The sequence below is a fragment of the Flavobacteriales bacterium genome, assembly GCA_016124845.1.
In the GTDB taxonomy this organism is placed as follows: Bacteria; Bacteroidota; Bacteroidia; order UBA10329; family UBA10329; genus UBA10329.
The window spans coordinates 1-15,751 of the sequence record WGMW01000047.1 but is presented as its reverse complement, the minus strand read 5'-3'; the positions used below and the strand labels follow the sequence as shown (position 1 = coordinate 15,751).

At 46.6% G+C, this 15,751-nt stretch carries 15 protein-coding genes; 10 read left to right on the top strand and 5 right to left on the bottom strand.

Annotation, left to right across the window (positions count from 1 at the left end):
* The coding region (locus GC178_15860; protein MBI1289044.1) for a hypothetical protein at positions 1-228 on the bottom strand (228 nt) is incomplete at its 3' end.
* A 107-nt stretch (positions 229-335) separates the two neighbouring features.
* On the opposite strand from GC178_15860, the gene GC178_15855 reads away from it, so the two are divergent.
* The gene (locus GC178_15855) at positions 336-1,565 is read left to right on the top strand and encodes a sterol desaturase family protein (GenBank protein MBI1289043.1); all 1,230 of its coding nucleotides are present in this window, start codon (positions 336-338) and stop codon (positions 1,563-1,565) included.
* Positions 1,549-2,256, top strand: a complete 708-nt coding sequence (locus tag GC178_15850) for a hypothetical protein (protein ID MBI1289042.1) — start codon at positions 1,549-1,551, stop codon at positions 2,254-2,256. Before GC178_15855 ends, GC178_15850 begins: the two co-directional genes overlap by 17 nt.
* On the opposite strand, the gene lon is transcribed toward GC178_15850, so the two are convergent.
* The 3 genes from lon to GC178_15835 form a co-directional block, all read right to left on the bottom strand.
* The gene (gene lon, locus GC178_15845; protein ID MBI1289041.1) at positions 2,253-4,703 is read right to left on the bottom strand and encodes an endopeptidase La; all 2,451 of its coding nucleotides are present in this window, start codon (positions 4,701-4,703) and stop codon (positions 2,253-2,255) included. The genes GC178_15850 and lon overlap by 4 nt on opposite strands.
* A gap of 97 nt (positions 4,704-4,800) precedes the next feature.
* On the bottom strand, positions 4,801-5,970 hold the full coding sequence (locus GC178_15840) for a glucose-1-phosphate thymidylyltransferase (protein ID MBI1289040.1): 1,170 nt from the start codon (positions 5,968-5,970) through the stop codon (positions 4,801-4,803).
* 71 nt (positions 5,971-6,041) lie between these two features.
* Positions 6,042-6,320 carry a type B 50S ribosomal protein L31 gene (locus tag GC178_15835; protein MBI1289039.1) on the bottom strand — a complete coding sequence of 93 codons (279 nt, stop codon included), beginning with the start codon at positions 6,318-6,320 and terminating at the stop codon, positions 6,042-6,044.
* Between the two features lie 111 nt (positions 6,321-6,431).
* Between GC178_15835 and GC178_15830 the strand changes: the two genes are divergently transcribed.
* From GC178_15830 to GC178_15800, 7 genes are all read left to right on the top strand, one after another.
* Positions 6,432-7,889 carry a hypothetical protein gene (locus tag GC178_15830; GenBank protein MBI1289038.1) on the top strand — a complete coding sequence of 486 codons (1,458 nt, stop codon included), beginning with the start codon at positions 6,432-6,434 and terminating at the stop codon, positions 7,887-7,889.
* A 35-nt stretch (positions 7,890-7,924) separates the two neighbouring features.
* Positions 7,925-8,905 (top strand): polysaccharide deacetylase family protein, encoded by a 981-nt coding sequence (locus GC178_15825; protein ID MBI1289037.1) that lies wholly within the window; start codon positions 7,925-7,927, stop codon positions 8,903-8,905.
* Positions 8,898-9,902, top strand: a complete 1,005-nt coding sequence (locus GC178_15820; protein MBI1289036.1) for a GNAT family N-acetyltransferase — start codon at positions 8,898-8,900, stop codon at positions 9,900-9,902. Before GC178_15825 ends, GC178_15820 begins: the two co-directional genes overlap by 8 nt.
* Positions 9,903-9,925: 23 nt before the next feature.
* Complete coding sequence (locus tag GC178_15815) at positions 9,926-11,215, top strand: hypothetical protein (GenBank protein MBI1289035.1); 1,290 nt, start codon at positions 9,926-9,928, stop codon at positions 11,213-11,215.
* Complete coding sequence (locus GC178_15810; GenBank protein MBI1289034.1) at positions 11,212-12,039, top strand: SDR family oxidoreductase; 828 nt, start codon at positions 11,212-11,214, stop codon at positions 12,037-12,039. Before GC178_15815 ends, GC178_15810 begins: the two co-directional genes overlap by 4 nt.
* A gap of 58 nt (positions 12,040-12,097) precedes the next feature.
* Entirely contained in the window at positions 12,098-13,030 is a 933-nt protein-coding gene (locus GC178_15805; GenBank protein MBI1289033.1) for a sterol desaturase family protein, read from the top strand.
* 73 nt (positions 13,031-13,103) lie between these two features.
* On the top strand, positions 13,104-13,295 hold the full coding sequence (locus GC178_15800) for a hypothetical protein (protein ID MBI1289032.1): 192 nt from the start codon (positions 13,104-13,106) through the stop codon (positions 13,293-13,295).
* Positions 13,296-13,345: 50 nt separating this feature from the next.
* Here GC178_15800 and GC178_15795 read toward each other — a convergent pair whose 3' ends face one another.
* A complete protein-coding gene (locus GC178_15795; protein MBI1289031.1) occupies positions 13,346-14,878 on the bottom strand; it encodes a hypothetical protein in 1,533 nt (510 codons plus the stop codon).
* 145 nt (positions 14,879-15,023) lie between these two features.
* Between GC178_15795 and GC178_15790 the strand changes: the two genes are divergently transcribed.
* Complete coding sequence (locus GC178_15790; GenBank protein MBI1289030.1) at positions 15,024-15,449, top strand: hypothetical protein; 426 nt, start codon at positions 15,024-15,026, stop codon at positions 15,447-15,449.
* The last annotated feature ends 302 nt before the right edge of the window (positions 15,450-15,751 follow it).

Sequence of the window (15,751 nt, the reverse complement as noted above, 5' to 3'; positions counted from 1 at the left end):
GACATGGTCACTGCTCACAACCCCACGCAGTATCTCCACATCCTCTGCATCACAGACCAGCATCAGAATACTGCGACACCGGAACTTGAGGTCGCCCTGAAGTATTCCGTATCTGTGCTTGGTCGCCCAGACCAGATGTACTGTCAGTCGTGAAACCGTATGTCCATTCGATCGCTGCTCACCCACTCTCGAAAGGTATACTTTTTGGAAGCTGAAAGCCACATGCACTTAAAGTGCATAATTTTAACTCTTTCTATGACCAAAACCATCTGTTTGAAATGGATAAAAGGGGCTTTGGGGCCCTTATTTTTTGCTGTTTATCGTAGCTTTAAACCATGAAAGTCAGTTACATCACGCTTTCCATTCCTGTCTTTTTTCTGCTGATAGGAATTGAGTTGCTTTTCGGTTTTCTGAAAAACAGGAAGCTGTACCGTTTCAATGATGCGCTCACCAACATCAATCTCGGCATCGGACAGCAGATAGTGGGAGTGATGGTGAAAGGCTTCTTCTTTCTCGGTTACCTCTACCTGTATGAGCACCGCGTTCATACATTCGAGAACAATTGGCTGAGTTGGGTGCTGCTTTTTCTGGGTGTGGATTTCTTCTACTACTGGTTTCACCGCATGAGCCATGAGATGAACTTTCTGTGGGCTGCACATATCGTGCATCATCAAAGCGAGGATTACAACCTTTCAGTGGCGTTGCGCCAATCGTGGTTCCAAGGATGGTTCTCGTGGGCATTTTATCTGCCGTTGGCCGTTGTCGGTTTCGACCCGATCATGTTTGCGGCCGTTAACTCATTCAATACGTTATACCAGTTCTGGATCCATACCACCGCCATCAAAAACATGGGGCCGTTGGAGTGGATCATCAACACGCCTTCGCATCATCGGGTGCATCACGGCAGTAACCCAAAATACATTGACCGAAACCATGCTGGCAGTCTTATTATTTGGGACCGCATGTTCGGCACCTTCCAGAAAGAAGAGGAAGAAGTGATCTACGGCATTACCAAGCCGCTGAACAGTTGGAATCCCGTTTGGGCCAATCTCCATTATTGGAAGGAACTTTGGGAACTTTCCAAGCATTGCAAAGGATTTGACAAGGTTCGCGTGTTCTATAAACCACCAGGGTGGCAACCTGATTACTTGGGTGGTTTTCAGGCTCCGCAGGAAATTGACCTAACCACTTACCACAAGTATGAGAAAGACGGTCTGAGACACGACCACATTTATGTGTTCTTCGTGTTTCTTGTAGCGTTGGGACTTTCAACGGCCATCCTGTTCATGAAGAACAGTATCCCTCCTATTCCGCTCTATGCCACCATGACCTACTTGTTGGCAACTCTCGGTCTTTCGGGCGGGCTGATGGAAAACCAGAAATGGTTGACTCCTGCCGAGTACGCACGCATTTTCAGCACGCTGCTCATTGCATTGTTGTTTTGGGAACATCCCGCATTTGATACGATCATGCGCGGTGCGGCCATCTTCTCACTCGTCAATTTCATCCTTTTCAGCCGAGTTGTAAAACACATCAGAAATCAAGAGAATGTTCGCATCGCTTAAGCATTTCACGTACCTATTCTACGGATTGACGCTTGTCTTCTTGCTGTCGGTCATTCTCGAAATTCAATGGTTGCATTACGCCACTAAACCGCTGTTCATGATCATTCTGATGGTCTATCATCAGAAACAATGGAACGGGAAAGCCTCGCTTTTCAGCAAGCTTGTCCAGTTCGGGCTGTTCTTTTCTTGGATCGGAGATATTGCGCTGATGATCGATGAGAAGTACCCGATCCTGTTCGTTGTGGGACTGGCCTCGTTTCTTGTTGCTCATCTTGGTTACGCAACTGCATTTCTAAGCAACATTAAGGGTTCTGAGAAGCCGTTCAACGTTGGTTGGTCAGCCATCGTGGCTGTTCCATTCTTCCTTTTTACAGGAGTCTTTTTCTACTATATCAAAAGTGGATTGCCTGATGACCTGTTCATTCCCGTGCTTGCCTACACCATCGTTATCAGCATTATGGGCATCACTTCCGCTTGGCGAAAAGGACATGTGAATCTGAAAACCTACAACTGGATCCTGATCGGAGCCATTCTGTTCATCCTGTCTGATTGCGTCATAGCCGTGAACAAATTCGTGGTGGATTTCGACTACGATGCCATCTTGAACATGACGCTCTACCTGACAGGGCAGTTTATGATCACGGTTGGGGCGATCTACTACCTCCCCAACCCCTCCAAAGGAGAGGCTTAAGCATCCAATTTGAGAGGATTCTTGACCTTCTGTTTGAGAAGCGCGTGTTCCATCACTTCATCCATGTTGGAAACGTAATGGAAGGTCAGACCTTTCAAGTATTCAGGCTCAATTTCCTCCACATCCTTTCGATTATCCTTACAGAGAATGATCTCCTTGATGCTGGCTCGTTTGGCCGCCAAAATCTTCTCTTTGATGCCGCCAACTGGAAGCACTTTCCCGCGAAGCGTGATCTCGCCCGTCATGGCCAGTTTATCGCGCACTTTACGTTGAGTGTAAAGCGAAGCTAAAGCCGTGAAAATGGTGATTCCTGCAGATGGGCCATCTTTAGGTGTGGCACCTTCAGGCACGTGAATGTGCAGATTCCACTCATCAAAGAGCTCAGGTTTAAGACCGAGTTTGTCCGCGTGTGCTTTCAGGTATTCGAGCGCAATAACAGCCGATTCCTTCATCACATCACCCAAGTTTCCAGTCAGCGTGAGTTTTCCCTTGCCTTTACTGAGGCTCGATTCGATGAAGAGAATGTCGCCACCGACAGCCGTCCAAGCCAATCCAGTTACAACGCCCGCAAATTCGTTATCAGAGTATCGGTCTTTCTGGAAACGAGGCGGCCCAAGTATCTCCTCGATTTCTTGGATGGAAATGTTCGGGTCTTTCGGTTCTTCCAGCGCAATGAACTTAGCTCGATTACGCACGATCTGCGCAATTTTCTTCTCCAGGCCGCGAACACCACTTTCACGAGTGTACTCCTCAGCAACTTTCTCCAAAACCTTCTTGCTCAGCTTCACATCCGACTTCTTCAAGCCGTGCTCTTCAATTTGTTTCGGAACCAAATGGCGCTTGGCAATCTCCAACTTCTCCTCTACCGTATAGCCGCTCACCTCAATGATCTCCAAGCGGTCGCGAAGCGCAGGCTGAATCGTACTCAATGTGTTGGCCGTAGCTACAAACATCACCTTGGAAAGGTCATATTCCACCTCCAAATAGTTGTCGTAGAAGGCGTTGTTCTGTTCTGGATCCAACACTTCCAGCAATGCGGACGATGGATCACCATGGAAATCGCTCCCAACCTTATCCAGTTCATCCAACACAAAAACAGGGTTGGAAGATTTTGCCTTTTTGATGTTCTGAACAATGCGGCCAGGCATGGCTCCGATGTACGTTTTTCGGTGACCACGGATTTCTGACTCATCCTTCAACCCACCCAAGGAAACACGGACATACTGGCGGCCAACAGCTTCAGCAATTGACTTTCCGAGGCTGGTTTTACCAACTCCTGGAGGGCCGACCAAGCACAGGATCGGAGCTTTCAGATCTCCTTTGAGTTTGAGAACGGCCAGATGTTCCAAAATGCGTTCCTTCACTTTCCTCAGCCCAAAATGGTCGCGGTCAAGGATCTTCTGCGCATGCTTAATGTCGAAATTGTCCTTGGTGAACTCGCCCCAGGGCAATTCCAGCAGCACATCCAAGTAGTTCGTCTGCACGGAATATTCGCCCGCACTCGGATTCATCCGTCCGAGTTTGTCCAGTTCCTTGTTGAAATGCTCTCCGATCTTCTTCGTCCACTTCTTCTTGGCCGCTCTGGCCTTCATCTCCTCAATTTCCTGATCGATAGAATTGCCTCCAAGCTCCTCTTGGATCTGCTTCATCTGCTGATTCAGGAAGTACTCACGCTGCTGCTTGTCAATGTCCGTTTTCACCTTCGATTGGATCTGATTCTTCAGTTCCAACATCTGCAGATTCTTGGTGAGATGTGACAGCACCATTTCCGCCCGTTGCTTCAGATCGGCCACTTCCAGCATCTTCTGCTTGTCATTCACAGAAGCATCCATGTTGGATGAAATAAAGTTGATGAGGAATGACGGACTTTCGATATTCTTCAGCGCAAATTCACTCTCCGAAGGAATGTTGGGCGACTGGCGAATGATATTGAGTGCAATGTCCTTGAGCGAATCGACCAACGCATTGAACTCCTTTGTTCTACGCGCAGGCTTGATCTCATCAAAAGCGGTGACGCGTGCTCGGAAATACGGCTCGATCTCCACCATTTCCTGCACCTCGAACCTCCGCTTTCCTTGAATGATGACCGTTGTGCTTCCATCTGGCATCTGCAACATTTTGATGATGCGTGCCATGGTACCGATGCGGTTCATGTCCTGAGGCGTTGGATCCTCGATACCGACATCTTTCTGTGCCAAAACACCAATTACTTTGGTGCTCTGGTAAGCATCTTTCACCAATTTGATCGACTTGTCGCGGCCAATCGTTATGGGAATAACAACACCAGGAAAAAGGACGGTATTTCGGAGCGGGAGAATCCCGACAAGCTCAGGGATCTCCTCCGAATTCATGTACTCCTCGTCTTCGGGCGAAAGCAATGGGATGAACTCCGAATCCTCTTCCAAAAGGTTCGAAAAACTCACCAGATCCTCAAAAGGGTCATTCATTTAATAGGGGTTTGGGGGCAAAACTAAATTGTTGTCGGCCTCCGATTTGTCAATGAATGTGCCGAACTTCCGAATTGGTCACTTATCGGCCAAAAGGTCAGTTACGGTAACCCTTTGTCAGTTCAAATACTGCAGCGAGAATGTCTTTTTCTGTCTGATTGAACTGCACACCTCTCCGTGCCATCATGCGCTCTGCCGTGGCAAACGCCTTATCTTGCTTGTACTCGGTAAAACCTGAAGCTCCACCCCATTGAAACGATGGAATGAACGTACGCGGAAATCCTGTGCCAAAAACATTGGAACTGACACCGACCAATGTTCCTGTGTTGAACATGGTATTGATTCCCGATTTGGAGTGATCGCCCATGATGAGACCGCAGAACTGTAGGCCAGTTTTAGCAAAACGCTGCTGCTCATAACTCCAAATGCGAACCTCATCGTAATTGTTCTTGAGGTTGGAATTGTTGGTATCTGCACCCAAATTGCACCATTCTCCAAGCACAGAATTGCCTAAGAAACCATCGTGGCCTTTATTGGAGTAGCCGATAATGACCGAATTATTCACCTCGCCACCGACCTTGCTGTGTGGGCCAACGGTTGTTGGTCCGTAAATCTTCGCGCCTAATTTTACCTGACTGTCTTCGCAAAGCGCAAATGGCCCGCGAATGGCGGAACCTTCCATCACTTCAGAGTCTTTCCCCAAATAAATGGGGCCGTTCTGCGTATTCAGAATGCACGCTTCAGCCTTGGCTCCTTCTTCCAAAAAAATGGGATTTGTGCCGAGAACCGTATTCGTGTCAGACAATTTCTGTGAGGAACGACCTGCCGTCAAAAGATCAAAGTCGGCTTTGAGCGCATCTCCATTCTTCGAGAAAATATCCCACGGATAATCGACTGACAAAATTTCACCCGTGTATTCTATCGCTTCTTTATCAGGCTCCGAAAACTCGTAGATCTCACCATCCATCCGCTTTGCAATGAGCTTCTCATTTTTCACAAGCGTTTCGCCATCTTTCAGTTTCCCTATCACATCCACCAGGTCTTCACTCGGACAGACATTTCCGTTGATCAACACATTATGGTCGGCAACCGTAAGCGGGAATTTCACACTCAGGTATTCCTCAGTGATGGTCGATGTCGGGGCATTCAGATACTTTTCCCACTTCTCGCGGATAGTGAGAATTCCGATACGGAGGTCACAAACAGGGCGCGTGAAGGTCAGCGGTAACAATCGTTCACGCAGATCATCAAAAAGTATATAATTCATATTGACGAAGATGGGAATAAAAAAGCCCCGCTCATTTCTGAACGGGGCTTAAAAGTTCGATAACGTCTTCCTTAATCCTCTTCTGGCTTCACCTGAGAAGCACGATGCGTTTTGTAACGGTTGCGGAACTTGTCAACACGTCCAGCGGTATCAACCAACTTCATCTTACCAGTATAGAAAGGATGCGATGTGTTTGAAATCTCCAATTTGATCAATGGATACTCGTTTCCATCTTCCCACTTGATGGTCTCTTTAGACTCAGCACAAGAGCGTGTAAGGAATGCGTGGTCGTTAGACATGTCTTTGAAAACCACGAATCTGTAATTATCTGGGTGAATTCCTTCTTTCATCTTAAGCGTTTTTCAGAATGGGCTGCAAAGGTAAACAAATGATTCTTTTATGAAACACGCAATTTTTCTTTCTTTCGTTCGTACTACGGCCGTTAAGTATATTTGTCGCCCATGAAAATCTTCGGCTGGACGCTTCCACTCCTTATTCTTATTGCGCTTTTGAACAATGGTTGCAAAAAAGACGCGATCAATGGCGAAGGTGCGTTGGAGTTTTCGGCCGACACGGTTCTGTTCGACACGGTTTTTACTACTGTTGGTTCTGCCACACGGCAGTTCAAGATCTACAATCCGAGTTCGCACGAAGTGACCATTTCATCCATCATGCTGGCGGGTGGACAACAATCTAAGTACCGCGTGAATTTGGATGGCGTTCCTGGCATCGCGTTCAGCAATATTTCCATTCCTGGCAAAGATTCGCTTTTCGTTTTTGTGGATGTGACGCTCGACCCGAACAATCTCAGTCAGCCTGCGATTGTGACAGACAGTATTGTTTTCAACACCAATGGCGTGATCCAGGATGTGGATCTGGCCGCATTCGGCTGGGATGCGGATTTCACCTACCCGACCGATTATATCAATAATCTTGGTCCAATCCGATTTCTGGACTGTAATCTTACTTGGACATCATCTGAACCACATGTGATCTATGGTTGGGCAGTCGTACCAGATGGCTGCACACTTACCATCGAAGCAGGAACGCGCGTTTATAGCCATAAGAACTCAGGCATTATTGTGGACGAAGGCGGAACGCTAATTGTGAACGGTACACCACAGAACCAAGTGGTTTTTGCCAGTGACCGTTTGGATGATTTCTATGAAGATCAAGCGGGCGAATGGAATGGAATATGGCTTTTCAACGGCAGCAAAGACAATGTGATCAATGGAGCGTTGATCAAGAACGGTTTCTTCGGTGTTCGTGTTGATACGGTCAGTCCCGTTTCATCAAATCCAACCGCAATCCTTACAAACACCATTATAGAGAATATGGCCAGCGCCAGTTTGGTGTCTTATGCAGGTACCGTAAATGCCTACAATTGCGTGTTCGGGAATGCTGGGCAGTATTCAGCCGCATTGATCAATGGAGGAACATACAACTTCTACCATTGCACTTTCGGAAACTATTGGGTGCATGGAAACCGACAAACACCTGCGGTTTTCATGACGAATTACCTTGAAGGAACGGATGTCTATTATCTAAAAGCACTTGATGCTTACTTCGGAAACTGCATCGTTTACGGAAACAATCCTGGAGAACTGGGATTGGATGAAGACCCTGCAGCGGCTTTCGATGTCAGGTTCAGATATTGTTTGATGAAGATCGACTTTGATGCCGAAGAACCGATTGACATCAATGTCCCGAATCAATTTGTGAATGTGATCTACAACCAAGACCCGAACTTCATCGACCCGACCAAAAATGACTTTCAGTTGGATTCCATCAGTTCTCCTGCGGTTGATGCTGGCGACCCAAGCATTACCAACCAAGCAGGACTGACCACGGATGTGCTTGGCAATGGCCGATTCTACGGCCTCAACCCTGATCTTGGCGCATACGAGCGTCAGCAATAAGAACATCTTATATTTGAGACGGATCACTTCCGTCTTTGAAAAACCTCGTCCTAAATAGTCTTCATTCAGTTGGCGTAACCTCCCTCCTACGCGCAGCCAAGAAGAATCGATTGACCGTTCTCAGCCTTCATCGCATTTCAGATGAGCGAAATCCGTTCTGGGATCCGATAAGGCCCAAAACATTCGACCTGCTGCTTCAATATGTGAAGAAGAATTACCGCGTCATCAGCTTCGCGGAATTGGCCGAGTTGAATACCATATCAAGCGGAAAACCGTATATCATACTGAGTTTTGATGATGGCTATTATGATTTTTACGAGTACGCGCTTCCACTTCTTGTGAAGCACGGTCTTCCATCAAACCACAATATTGTGAATGAGTGCGCGGAGCGGAACATGGTGGTTTGGACCGAGCGTTTGAACGTGCTTTTTGAGCATGGAATGAAGAAAAGTATTCCGATTGAAATTGAATTGAGTGATCGGAAGCTTGCCTTGCCCGATTTCGGAAATGCGTGGATGCCGTTCTACCTTGAAACATTCAAACAGCTGTTGAATGTTCCTGTCGATCTTCGTGAAGAGGTCATCTCAGATCTTGAGAATAACCTTGGGACTAAAGCTGAGCGGAGAATGATGAACTGGGATGAAATTCGCGATTGCAGTTCACAGAATGTGGAGATCGGAAGTCACACTTTCTCGCACGATTCGCTTGGAACCATCGCTGATAAAGCATCGCTTGAAAAGCAGTTGCTGTTCTCGAAAGAAGATATTGCCAACAAACTCGGAAAACCTGTTGACGTGCTGGCCTTGCCAAACGGCCAAACAGGAAAGATGGCAGATGACGTGATTTCCAATTCGGATTATAAATTCGTGTTGTACGCGAATGACGAATTGAACGATCTGCCCATGAATGGAAATCTACCCTTGAAAATCTCCCGAATAAATTTAGTGGACGAACCATTTCCACACATGGCGCTGCGCATGGAACAGTTCCACAAAATGCTGAGAAGGTATGTCTGACAAGGATGGAAAATACCTGAAGCGTCCAGAGGATTTCGCTTATGACCTCAAGCGTATCGGAGCGGATGATTTTGACCTGCTCATTCCGCTGATGAAAGACTGCTTCGGCATGGATGCGGACATCGACTATTTCCGCTGGAAGTATGTGGAAAACCCTGCTGGAAGTTTCATCGGCTTTGTGGCGGTTGACACATTCACAAAGGAAGTTGGCGGCTATTATGGCGTCATTCCGCAGTTTTTTGAGCTGAACGGTGAACGAAAAATCATCTTCCAGTCGTGCGATACGATGACGCATTCTTCGCATCGAAGACGTGGTCTTTTTCGGAAGTTGGCGCTGCGCTGCTACCAAGAACTGCGCGATGAAGGAAAATTCTTCGTGATCGGTTTCGGTGGCGGCCAGTCCACTCCTGGCTTCTTGAAATTCGGATGGAAACGACTGTTCGATTATCGTTACTATTTCAAGCCCTCCATCCTATGTCGCTTTGCAGGGAAATCCGACAAGAAGGACTTCATGCTGCGGACCTCACATAAAGCCATGGAAGCAGGGTTGGACATGACGAGGCAGGAAATTTCGGCCAAAGCCAAAGCGGTTAGAACGCCCGAACAGATAAAATGGCGGCTCAGCAATCCGTACCATAAATACCTCACGCTTCAACTCAAAAGTGATCCGGAAAGCTACATTACATTCTATGTAGACCAAGATAAACTGGTACTGTTTGATATGTTTCTGAAGGAATTTTCGAGCGGCAAAAAAATGATGCAATTCCTTAGCAATGAAGTGGTTGCAAAAGGATTTAAAGGCATCATCTCGTTCTGTCAGGAAAATGGTGTGGACGCCAACTTATTGAAGCAATTGGGTTTCATCAGCAATCCATTCAATTCTGGGCCATTGAGCGAGCGCGTGCCTTTTATTCTCTTCTCCGAAGAAGATGTAATGGCCCAATACATGGAGCCAGAGAGTTGGTGGGTTACGACCTACGATCATGATTCACTTTAATCTGCCGCAAGCCAGCAAATCCTTTGAAGAAAGCTCTGATCCTTGCGTACGATTTTCCGCCTTACAATTCCATTGGGGCACAACGGCCGTATGCGTGGTTCAAATATTTCAAAGACTTTGGAATTGAGCCTGTGGTTGTTACCCGTCATTGGGACAGAAAGATCAACGGTCCGGACGATTGTAATCTACCGAGCATCTCAACTTCCGTTCAGGAAGAGGTCTCAGAATCGGGAACGATCATCCGCGCACCATTCTTTCCAAGTCTGCGAGACCAACTGATCTCACGCACGGATCTTCCATCGATTCTGCTTCGAAAAACGCTTTCTGTCTGGCAGTTGCTTACGGAACATTATCTCCGTTCATCCGACAATAAGACAACCATCTACGATGCGGCCAGAGCGTATCTGGCCAAAAATGAGGTGGATGTGATCATTGCCTGTGGCGAACCGTTTGTGCTGTTCCGCTACGCTTCGGAACTCTGCAAAGAGTTCAATACGCCTTGGATCGGAGATTACCGCGATGGCTGGAGCACGAATTACCGCTGGGATGATGCCAAGTTGTATGGACTCATTCAGAAGTCCATTCAGCAATCGGTTGAAAAACGGGTGGTTGCATCTGCCTCACTGCTCACCACCGCAGCACCCAGTTTTTCCAAACGACTTTCAAAACTGACAGGAAGAAAAATTGATGACCTACCCGTCATCTACAACGGCTACTTCAAAGAGAAATTTGACGGAATAACCAATGTTCCGCTCAAACAGAAATTCAGCATTGCACATGCAGGCACGCTCTACTATTTCCAGCGTGTGGAAACATTCCTGAAAGGACTGAATGAGTTTCTCAGTCAAAATCCAGAAAAGGAGGTTGAAGTGACCTTTTACGGATTGAATTTTTATCCAGCGCAGATCGATCGCATCAAAGTCGCAGCGGGAATTGCAACGGTAAAGTTTGTGGATAAACTTCCGCACGAAGAGATGCTGAAAGAATTGGCATCGTCTCATGTTCAATTGCTCTTGGCTACGCCAGAGAAGCATCAGATCTACGCCAAAGTCTTCGACTATCTCGCCACGGGACGACCTATTCTCATGGTGGAGAATGATAAAGGTCCGCTGGAAGAGATTCTATCCAAAAGAAAGAATGCGAGCATCTGTTCATCGCCAAACGAAGTGGCCGAATACCTCTTAACCATCTTCGGCAATGAAGACCTTCTTGTCTCGGTTGCCAACGAAGACGATACATTTACCAGACGAAACCAAACAAAACGGTTTGCAGAATTGGTTCTCCAAACTATTGAAAAGAACGAACTGAAATGATCAATACGGTTTTCAAAGAAGGCCTTTTTGTAGATAAGGTTGTGCTGGTAACAGGCGGAGGAACGGGCATCGGGCTGCGTATTGCACGCGAGTTCGGTCAGTTGGGCGCAACGGTGGTCATTGCCAGCCGAAGCATGGAAAAACTGAATGCTGGACTGAAAGTTTTGGTGGATGACGGTTCCAACGCAACCGCATTGGAATGCAATATCCGCGATGAGGAAAGCATAAAAGCCTGTGTTTCATCCATCATCGACAAGTTCGGACGAATTGACATTCTCATCAACAATGGTGGCGGTCAGTTTCCATCGCCAGCAGAGTTCATCAACCGCAAAGGTTGGCATGCGGTTCTTGAAACCAACCTCACAGGAACGTTCTTCCTGACGCAAGAGGTATTCAACAAAAGCATGCGAGAAAAGGGCGGCTCGGTTGTAAATATCACGATGGACAACCGCAACGGTTTTCCAATGCTGGCCCACTCTGCCGCTGCCCGTTCAGGCGTTCAGAACCTGACGCTCTCGCTGGCAAATGAATGGGGGAAATACGGAGTTCGTATCAACAGTCTCAATCCTGGAACCATCGACTCGAGCGGCTTGGACAGCTATGCCCCGCAATTTCAAGAATATGTTCGAGGATATGGCAAGAACAACCAGCACTTCCGATTGGGAACCGAAGCGGAGATTGCTTCCGCAGCGATTTTTCTGAGTTCTCCAGCTGCATCTTTCATTACAGGTATATGCTTGGCCGTTGATGGAGGCGAATCCATTTACACACCTCTCATGCCACCGATCGATAACGAACGGAATCCCAAATTTGATGATGAGTGACCAGCGTCAGAAATATTGGTCAACGACTGCGTAACTTCGTGATGCTCAATTATCTGAAATGAAAAGCCTCTTTGAAATCTATCGCTCTCCCGAAGTTTGGGGATTCACGGATGACGTAACGGTTTACTTCATCCCAGGCTTTCTGATTCTGATCGCTTTGGAAATTTATGTGAGCTATCGCGAACAGATAAAAATCCATGAACCGAAGGACAGTTTTGCCAGCATCGGTATGGGAATGGGTTCACTGGTTATCGGTTTCGGGGTGAAATTCGCAGCTTTCGGTCTGTTCCTCTACTTGTATCAGTTCGACATTCTTGGCATAAAGCAGTATTTGGGAATGGACAAGTGGTATGCGTGGGTGCTTCTGTTTTTTGCGGATGATTTTTCCTTCTACTGGCATCATCGCCTAAGTCATCATATTCGCATTCTGTGGGCAGCGCACATCAACCATCATTCATCCGAAAACTACAACTTGGCGGTAGCTTTGCGACAGAGTTGGACGGAGATCCTTTACAAGTACACGTTTTGGATGTGGCTGCCGTTGATCGGCTTCCACCCCATCATGATCTTTACCATGATGGGAATCAGCTTGCTGTATCAGTTTTGGGTGCACACAAAAACCATCAAAACGCTTGGCCCGCTTGAATGGGTGATGAACACGCCATCGCATCATCGCGTGCATCACGCCAGTAATGCCCGCTACTTGGACAGGAACCATGCTGGCATTCTGATCATTTGGGACCGCATGTTCGGGACATTCCAAAAGGAATTGGACGAAGATCCTGTGACGTACGGCATCACCTCGAACATTCACACTTACAATCTTTTCAAAATCGCGTTCCATGAGTTCGGCAATATCTGGAAAGATGTGAGCGAAGCTCCCGATCTTAAAAGCAAACTCGCCTACATTTTTGCTCCTCCTGGATGGAGCCATGATGGCCGAAGCAAAACCTCCGATCAACTTCGGAAGGAAAAGGGAATAACTGCCTGAAATACGAGATCATACTTAGATTTATTTAAAAGAATATACTTATCATTGTTGTAAACCTTTTAACCATACTACAATGAAAAAGTATTTCTTTATTGCCATGTTGTTCGGAATGACCGTATCTACCGTTGCCTGTAAAAAATGTCAGACCTGTACCAAGTCAGGCTCAAGCGATATTGAAGCATGCCGTGAAGGTGTTTACAACACACCTCAACTTTACAGCGCTTACATCAAATCGTTGGAAGACGATGGTTATGATTGTAAGTAACAGACAAGATTCACTTTCAAGACGAAAAGGCCGCTCATTGAGCGGCCTTTTCATTTAGCGAGAGACAGGAATACGTTTTTGATCGGGAGAGCCTCTAATCTGGACCGAATCCAATATTCAACTTCATCAGCACCCAGAATTCCAGGCTGTTGAACATTGAGCGCTTGCAGGTCTGAAAGCGTCTGTTGCAGTATTTTCTTTTCTGCGTCAGGTGGTCTGCTGATCAATTTATGAACCAAGGAAAACACTAATCTATCAAGTCCGGAAACCTCCTTGTTCATACGATAGAACCTTTTTCCTCTCTCACTTAACGAGTGAACATAAAAATCATTATCGCGGTCAAACTCGCACAACACCTGCAGAATATTGGCGCTTCCTTGAATATCACGCCTCATATCGGTCTTTTCAAACCAAAGCTGTTCGAACCATGATTTAGCCCGAACAAAATCATCACTCAGAAAATAGAGGACGCCCGTATTGAAGCGTAAATTCATCAATGTGGACATCGGAGCAAACTTCCCATGAATTGCAATTGCCCGTTCAATCTCATCCACCATGGTGGATGCATCTTCTAACAGGCGCTGATTAAGCAAATAGGCAAGTTTTACGCTCAGTAATGAGATGACCCTTGCCGATCTATCTCTGCGGCCATGTAATTTCACAGCTCTGGCCTTGGCGTATGTCTTCATGAAGCTTGAACGCTGTTTCTCTGAATAATAGCCATTGAGCAGATTGATCAATGCTCTTTGATATGCGTAGGGTCTACGTGCCATCTGTTCTGGGTCAGACTCCCATATTTCCACAATCCGTTCCTGATACCCTACAAGTGCATACTGATCGCCCTTAAGCCTACTTTGAAGCATGTGAGCCGTATTGAAACTTACCCGGGCCTGAAAAGAACGGGCCTTCTTCTCATCCTCAAGAAGCGGATCATTGAACATGGAATCTATCCGGTCCAACAACTCGGAATTTCTTGTTTGTCTAAAGCGCGCATAAAGATCAAATACCTGCTCCTCCAAGGCATTGTACCGTTCCATATTCCTAAGAATCTCCAATACCGCCTTCTTCTGGGCATGGTTCCTATCAAGCTGGCAGAAGCACTCAGCAGCGCCAATGGCCCTCAACACTCTATGGTTATGTTCAAGTAGCATCAGTTCCAAGTAAGGATGACCGGATAATCCAAGCCTATCCACAGACTTTTCGATGCGGAGAACCGCCTCCTTATTGAATCCCTTGGCATGCAATGCCCAGCTTTTCCGCATTTCCTCCAATACCAGTTCGGCCTTCCTCAATTCTTCATCTCGTTGCTTCTCTCCCAGCACCAGCAAGATATTTTCCCGAAGCCGACCTTTATAATAGGAGAGGTGTTTTTTCAATTGTTCTGATAACAAACGGCTTTGCAGCCTGCCAACATCATTGGTTCTTGACGATCGCATGGCATCGAACAGCTCCATGGACAGTTCTGCTTCTTTCGTTTTCTGTTGCAACAGATGATTCCGTATGGCCAAGGCCTCCTTCTTAGTGAGCGTGGTCATCAGTCTCTCTACAAAACACTCCGAACCCGAATTTTCTTGATCGATCATTGGTCTGGTGGATATGGATCAGCTTCAATATATCCTCAACAATATAGTATCAATTTGTAAGACCGATCAAAATACTTCATTAATTTCAACAGGAAACATCCAACACATGCACTCACTTTGGTCTAAACCTCAAAGACCGACCCGCATGTCATCCTTCACCCCCACGGCCTGTTACAGCCTCAGTGACCATACTGTAACCTTCGATAAGAAAGGCATTCAGATCATCAACAGTACTACTGGAAAAAAGGTGGACGGAGCATCCTTTCAGGATGGTTTCGACATCAAAGTGGAAAATGATGATTTCTGTTTCGGCAAGATCACATTCACCAGTCTGTTCAATGTGTTCGTAAGCCTTAAGAAACCTTCCGGGGGCTTCGAATTCAACCACAACGCCACGTCATCCAACCTTGTTGGTTCTGATGAGCTTGATATTCCGCAGGTAACCAAACACATCTACAATCTTGATGATTGCCCTGTAAGGCTTAAAGGCAATGGTGATTCCGTATCAGTAGATTGCCCCTGCAACACCCAAGGCTCTCCTTGTACCAACAGCTGTTACAAGAAAAAATGAGCATGCATATAGTACAGGGAACTGGATAAGCGGCTTCAACATTTTACAATGCGAGCCTCTGGCTACTCAACCCTGTTCCCACGGTGGCAGGAACGGGCATTTGAAAAATATAGAACCTGGATAACCGAAAACGGAAAATCAGAATGGATAGGATAAATAAGCAAAATGATTATCCGCAATCCGACCCCGTAAATTGGTTACGGTGCATGGTTCTTGGTTTGTGTCAAAACTAAGAACATGATGACATTCAAGGATTTTTTCGAGCGGTTCGCTGACGAACAGAGCTGTCTGGAACATTTTGT

Coding starts and splice junctions, on each gene's coding strand:
- GC178_15855 (MBI1289043.1), top strand. CDS start 336: ATGAAAGTCAGTTACATCACGCTTTCCATTCCTGTCTTTTTTCTGCTG.
- GC178_15850 (MBI1289042.1), top strand. CDS start 1,549: ATGTTCGCATCGCTTAAGCATTTCACGTACCTATTCTACGGATTGACG.
- lon (MBI1289041.1), bottom strand. CDS start 4,703: ATGAATGACCCTTTTGAGGATCTGGTGAGTTTTTCGAACCTTTTGGAA.
- GC178_15840 (MBI1289040.1), bottom strand. CDS start 5,970: ATGAATTATATACTTTTTGATGATCTGCGTGAACGATTGTTACCGCTG.
- GC178_15835 (MBI1289039.1), bottom strand. CDS start 6,320: ATGAAAGAAGGAATTCACCCAGATAATTACAGATTCGTGGTTTTCAAA.
- GC178_15830 (MBI1289038.1), top strand. CDS start 6,432: ATGAAAATCTTCGGCTGGACGCTTCCACTCCTTATTCTTATTGCGCTT.
- GC178_15820 (MBI1289036.1), top strand. CDS start 8,898: ATGTCTGACAAGGATGGAAAATACCTGAAGCGTCCAGAGGATTTCGCT.
- GC178_15810 (MBI1289034.1), top strand. CDS start 11,212: ATGATCAATACGGTTTTCAAAGAAGGCCTTTTTGTAGATAAGGTTGTG.
- GC178_15805 (MBI1289033.1), top strand. CDS start 12,098: ATGAAAAGCCTCTTTGAAATCTATCGCTCTCCCGAAGTTTGGGGATTC.
- GC178_15800 (MBI1289032.1), top strand. CDS start 13,104: ATGAAAAAGTATTTCTTTATTGCCATGTTGTTCGGAATGACCGTATCT.
- GC178_15795 (MBI1289031.1), bottom strand. CDS start 14,878: ATGATCGATCAAGAAAATTCGGGTTCGGAGTGTTTTGTAGAGAGACTG.
- GC178_15790 (MBI1289030.1), top strand. CDS start 15,024: ATGTCATCCTTCACCCCCACGGCCTGTTACAGCCTCAGTGACCATACT.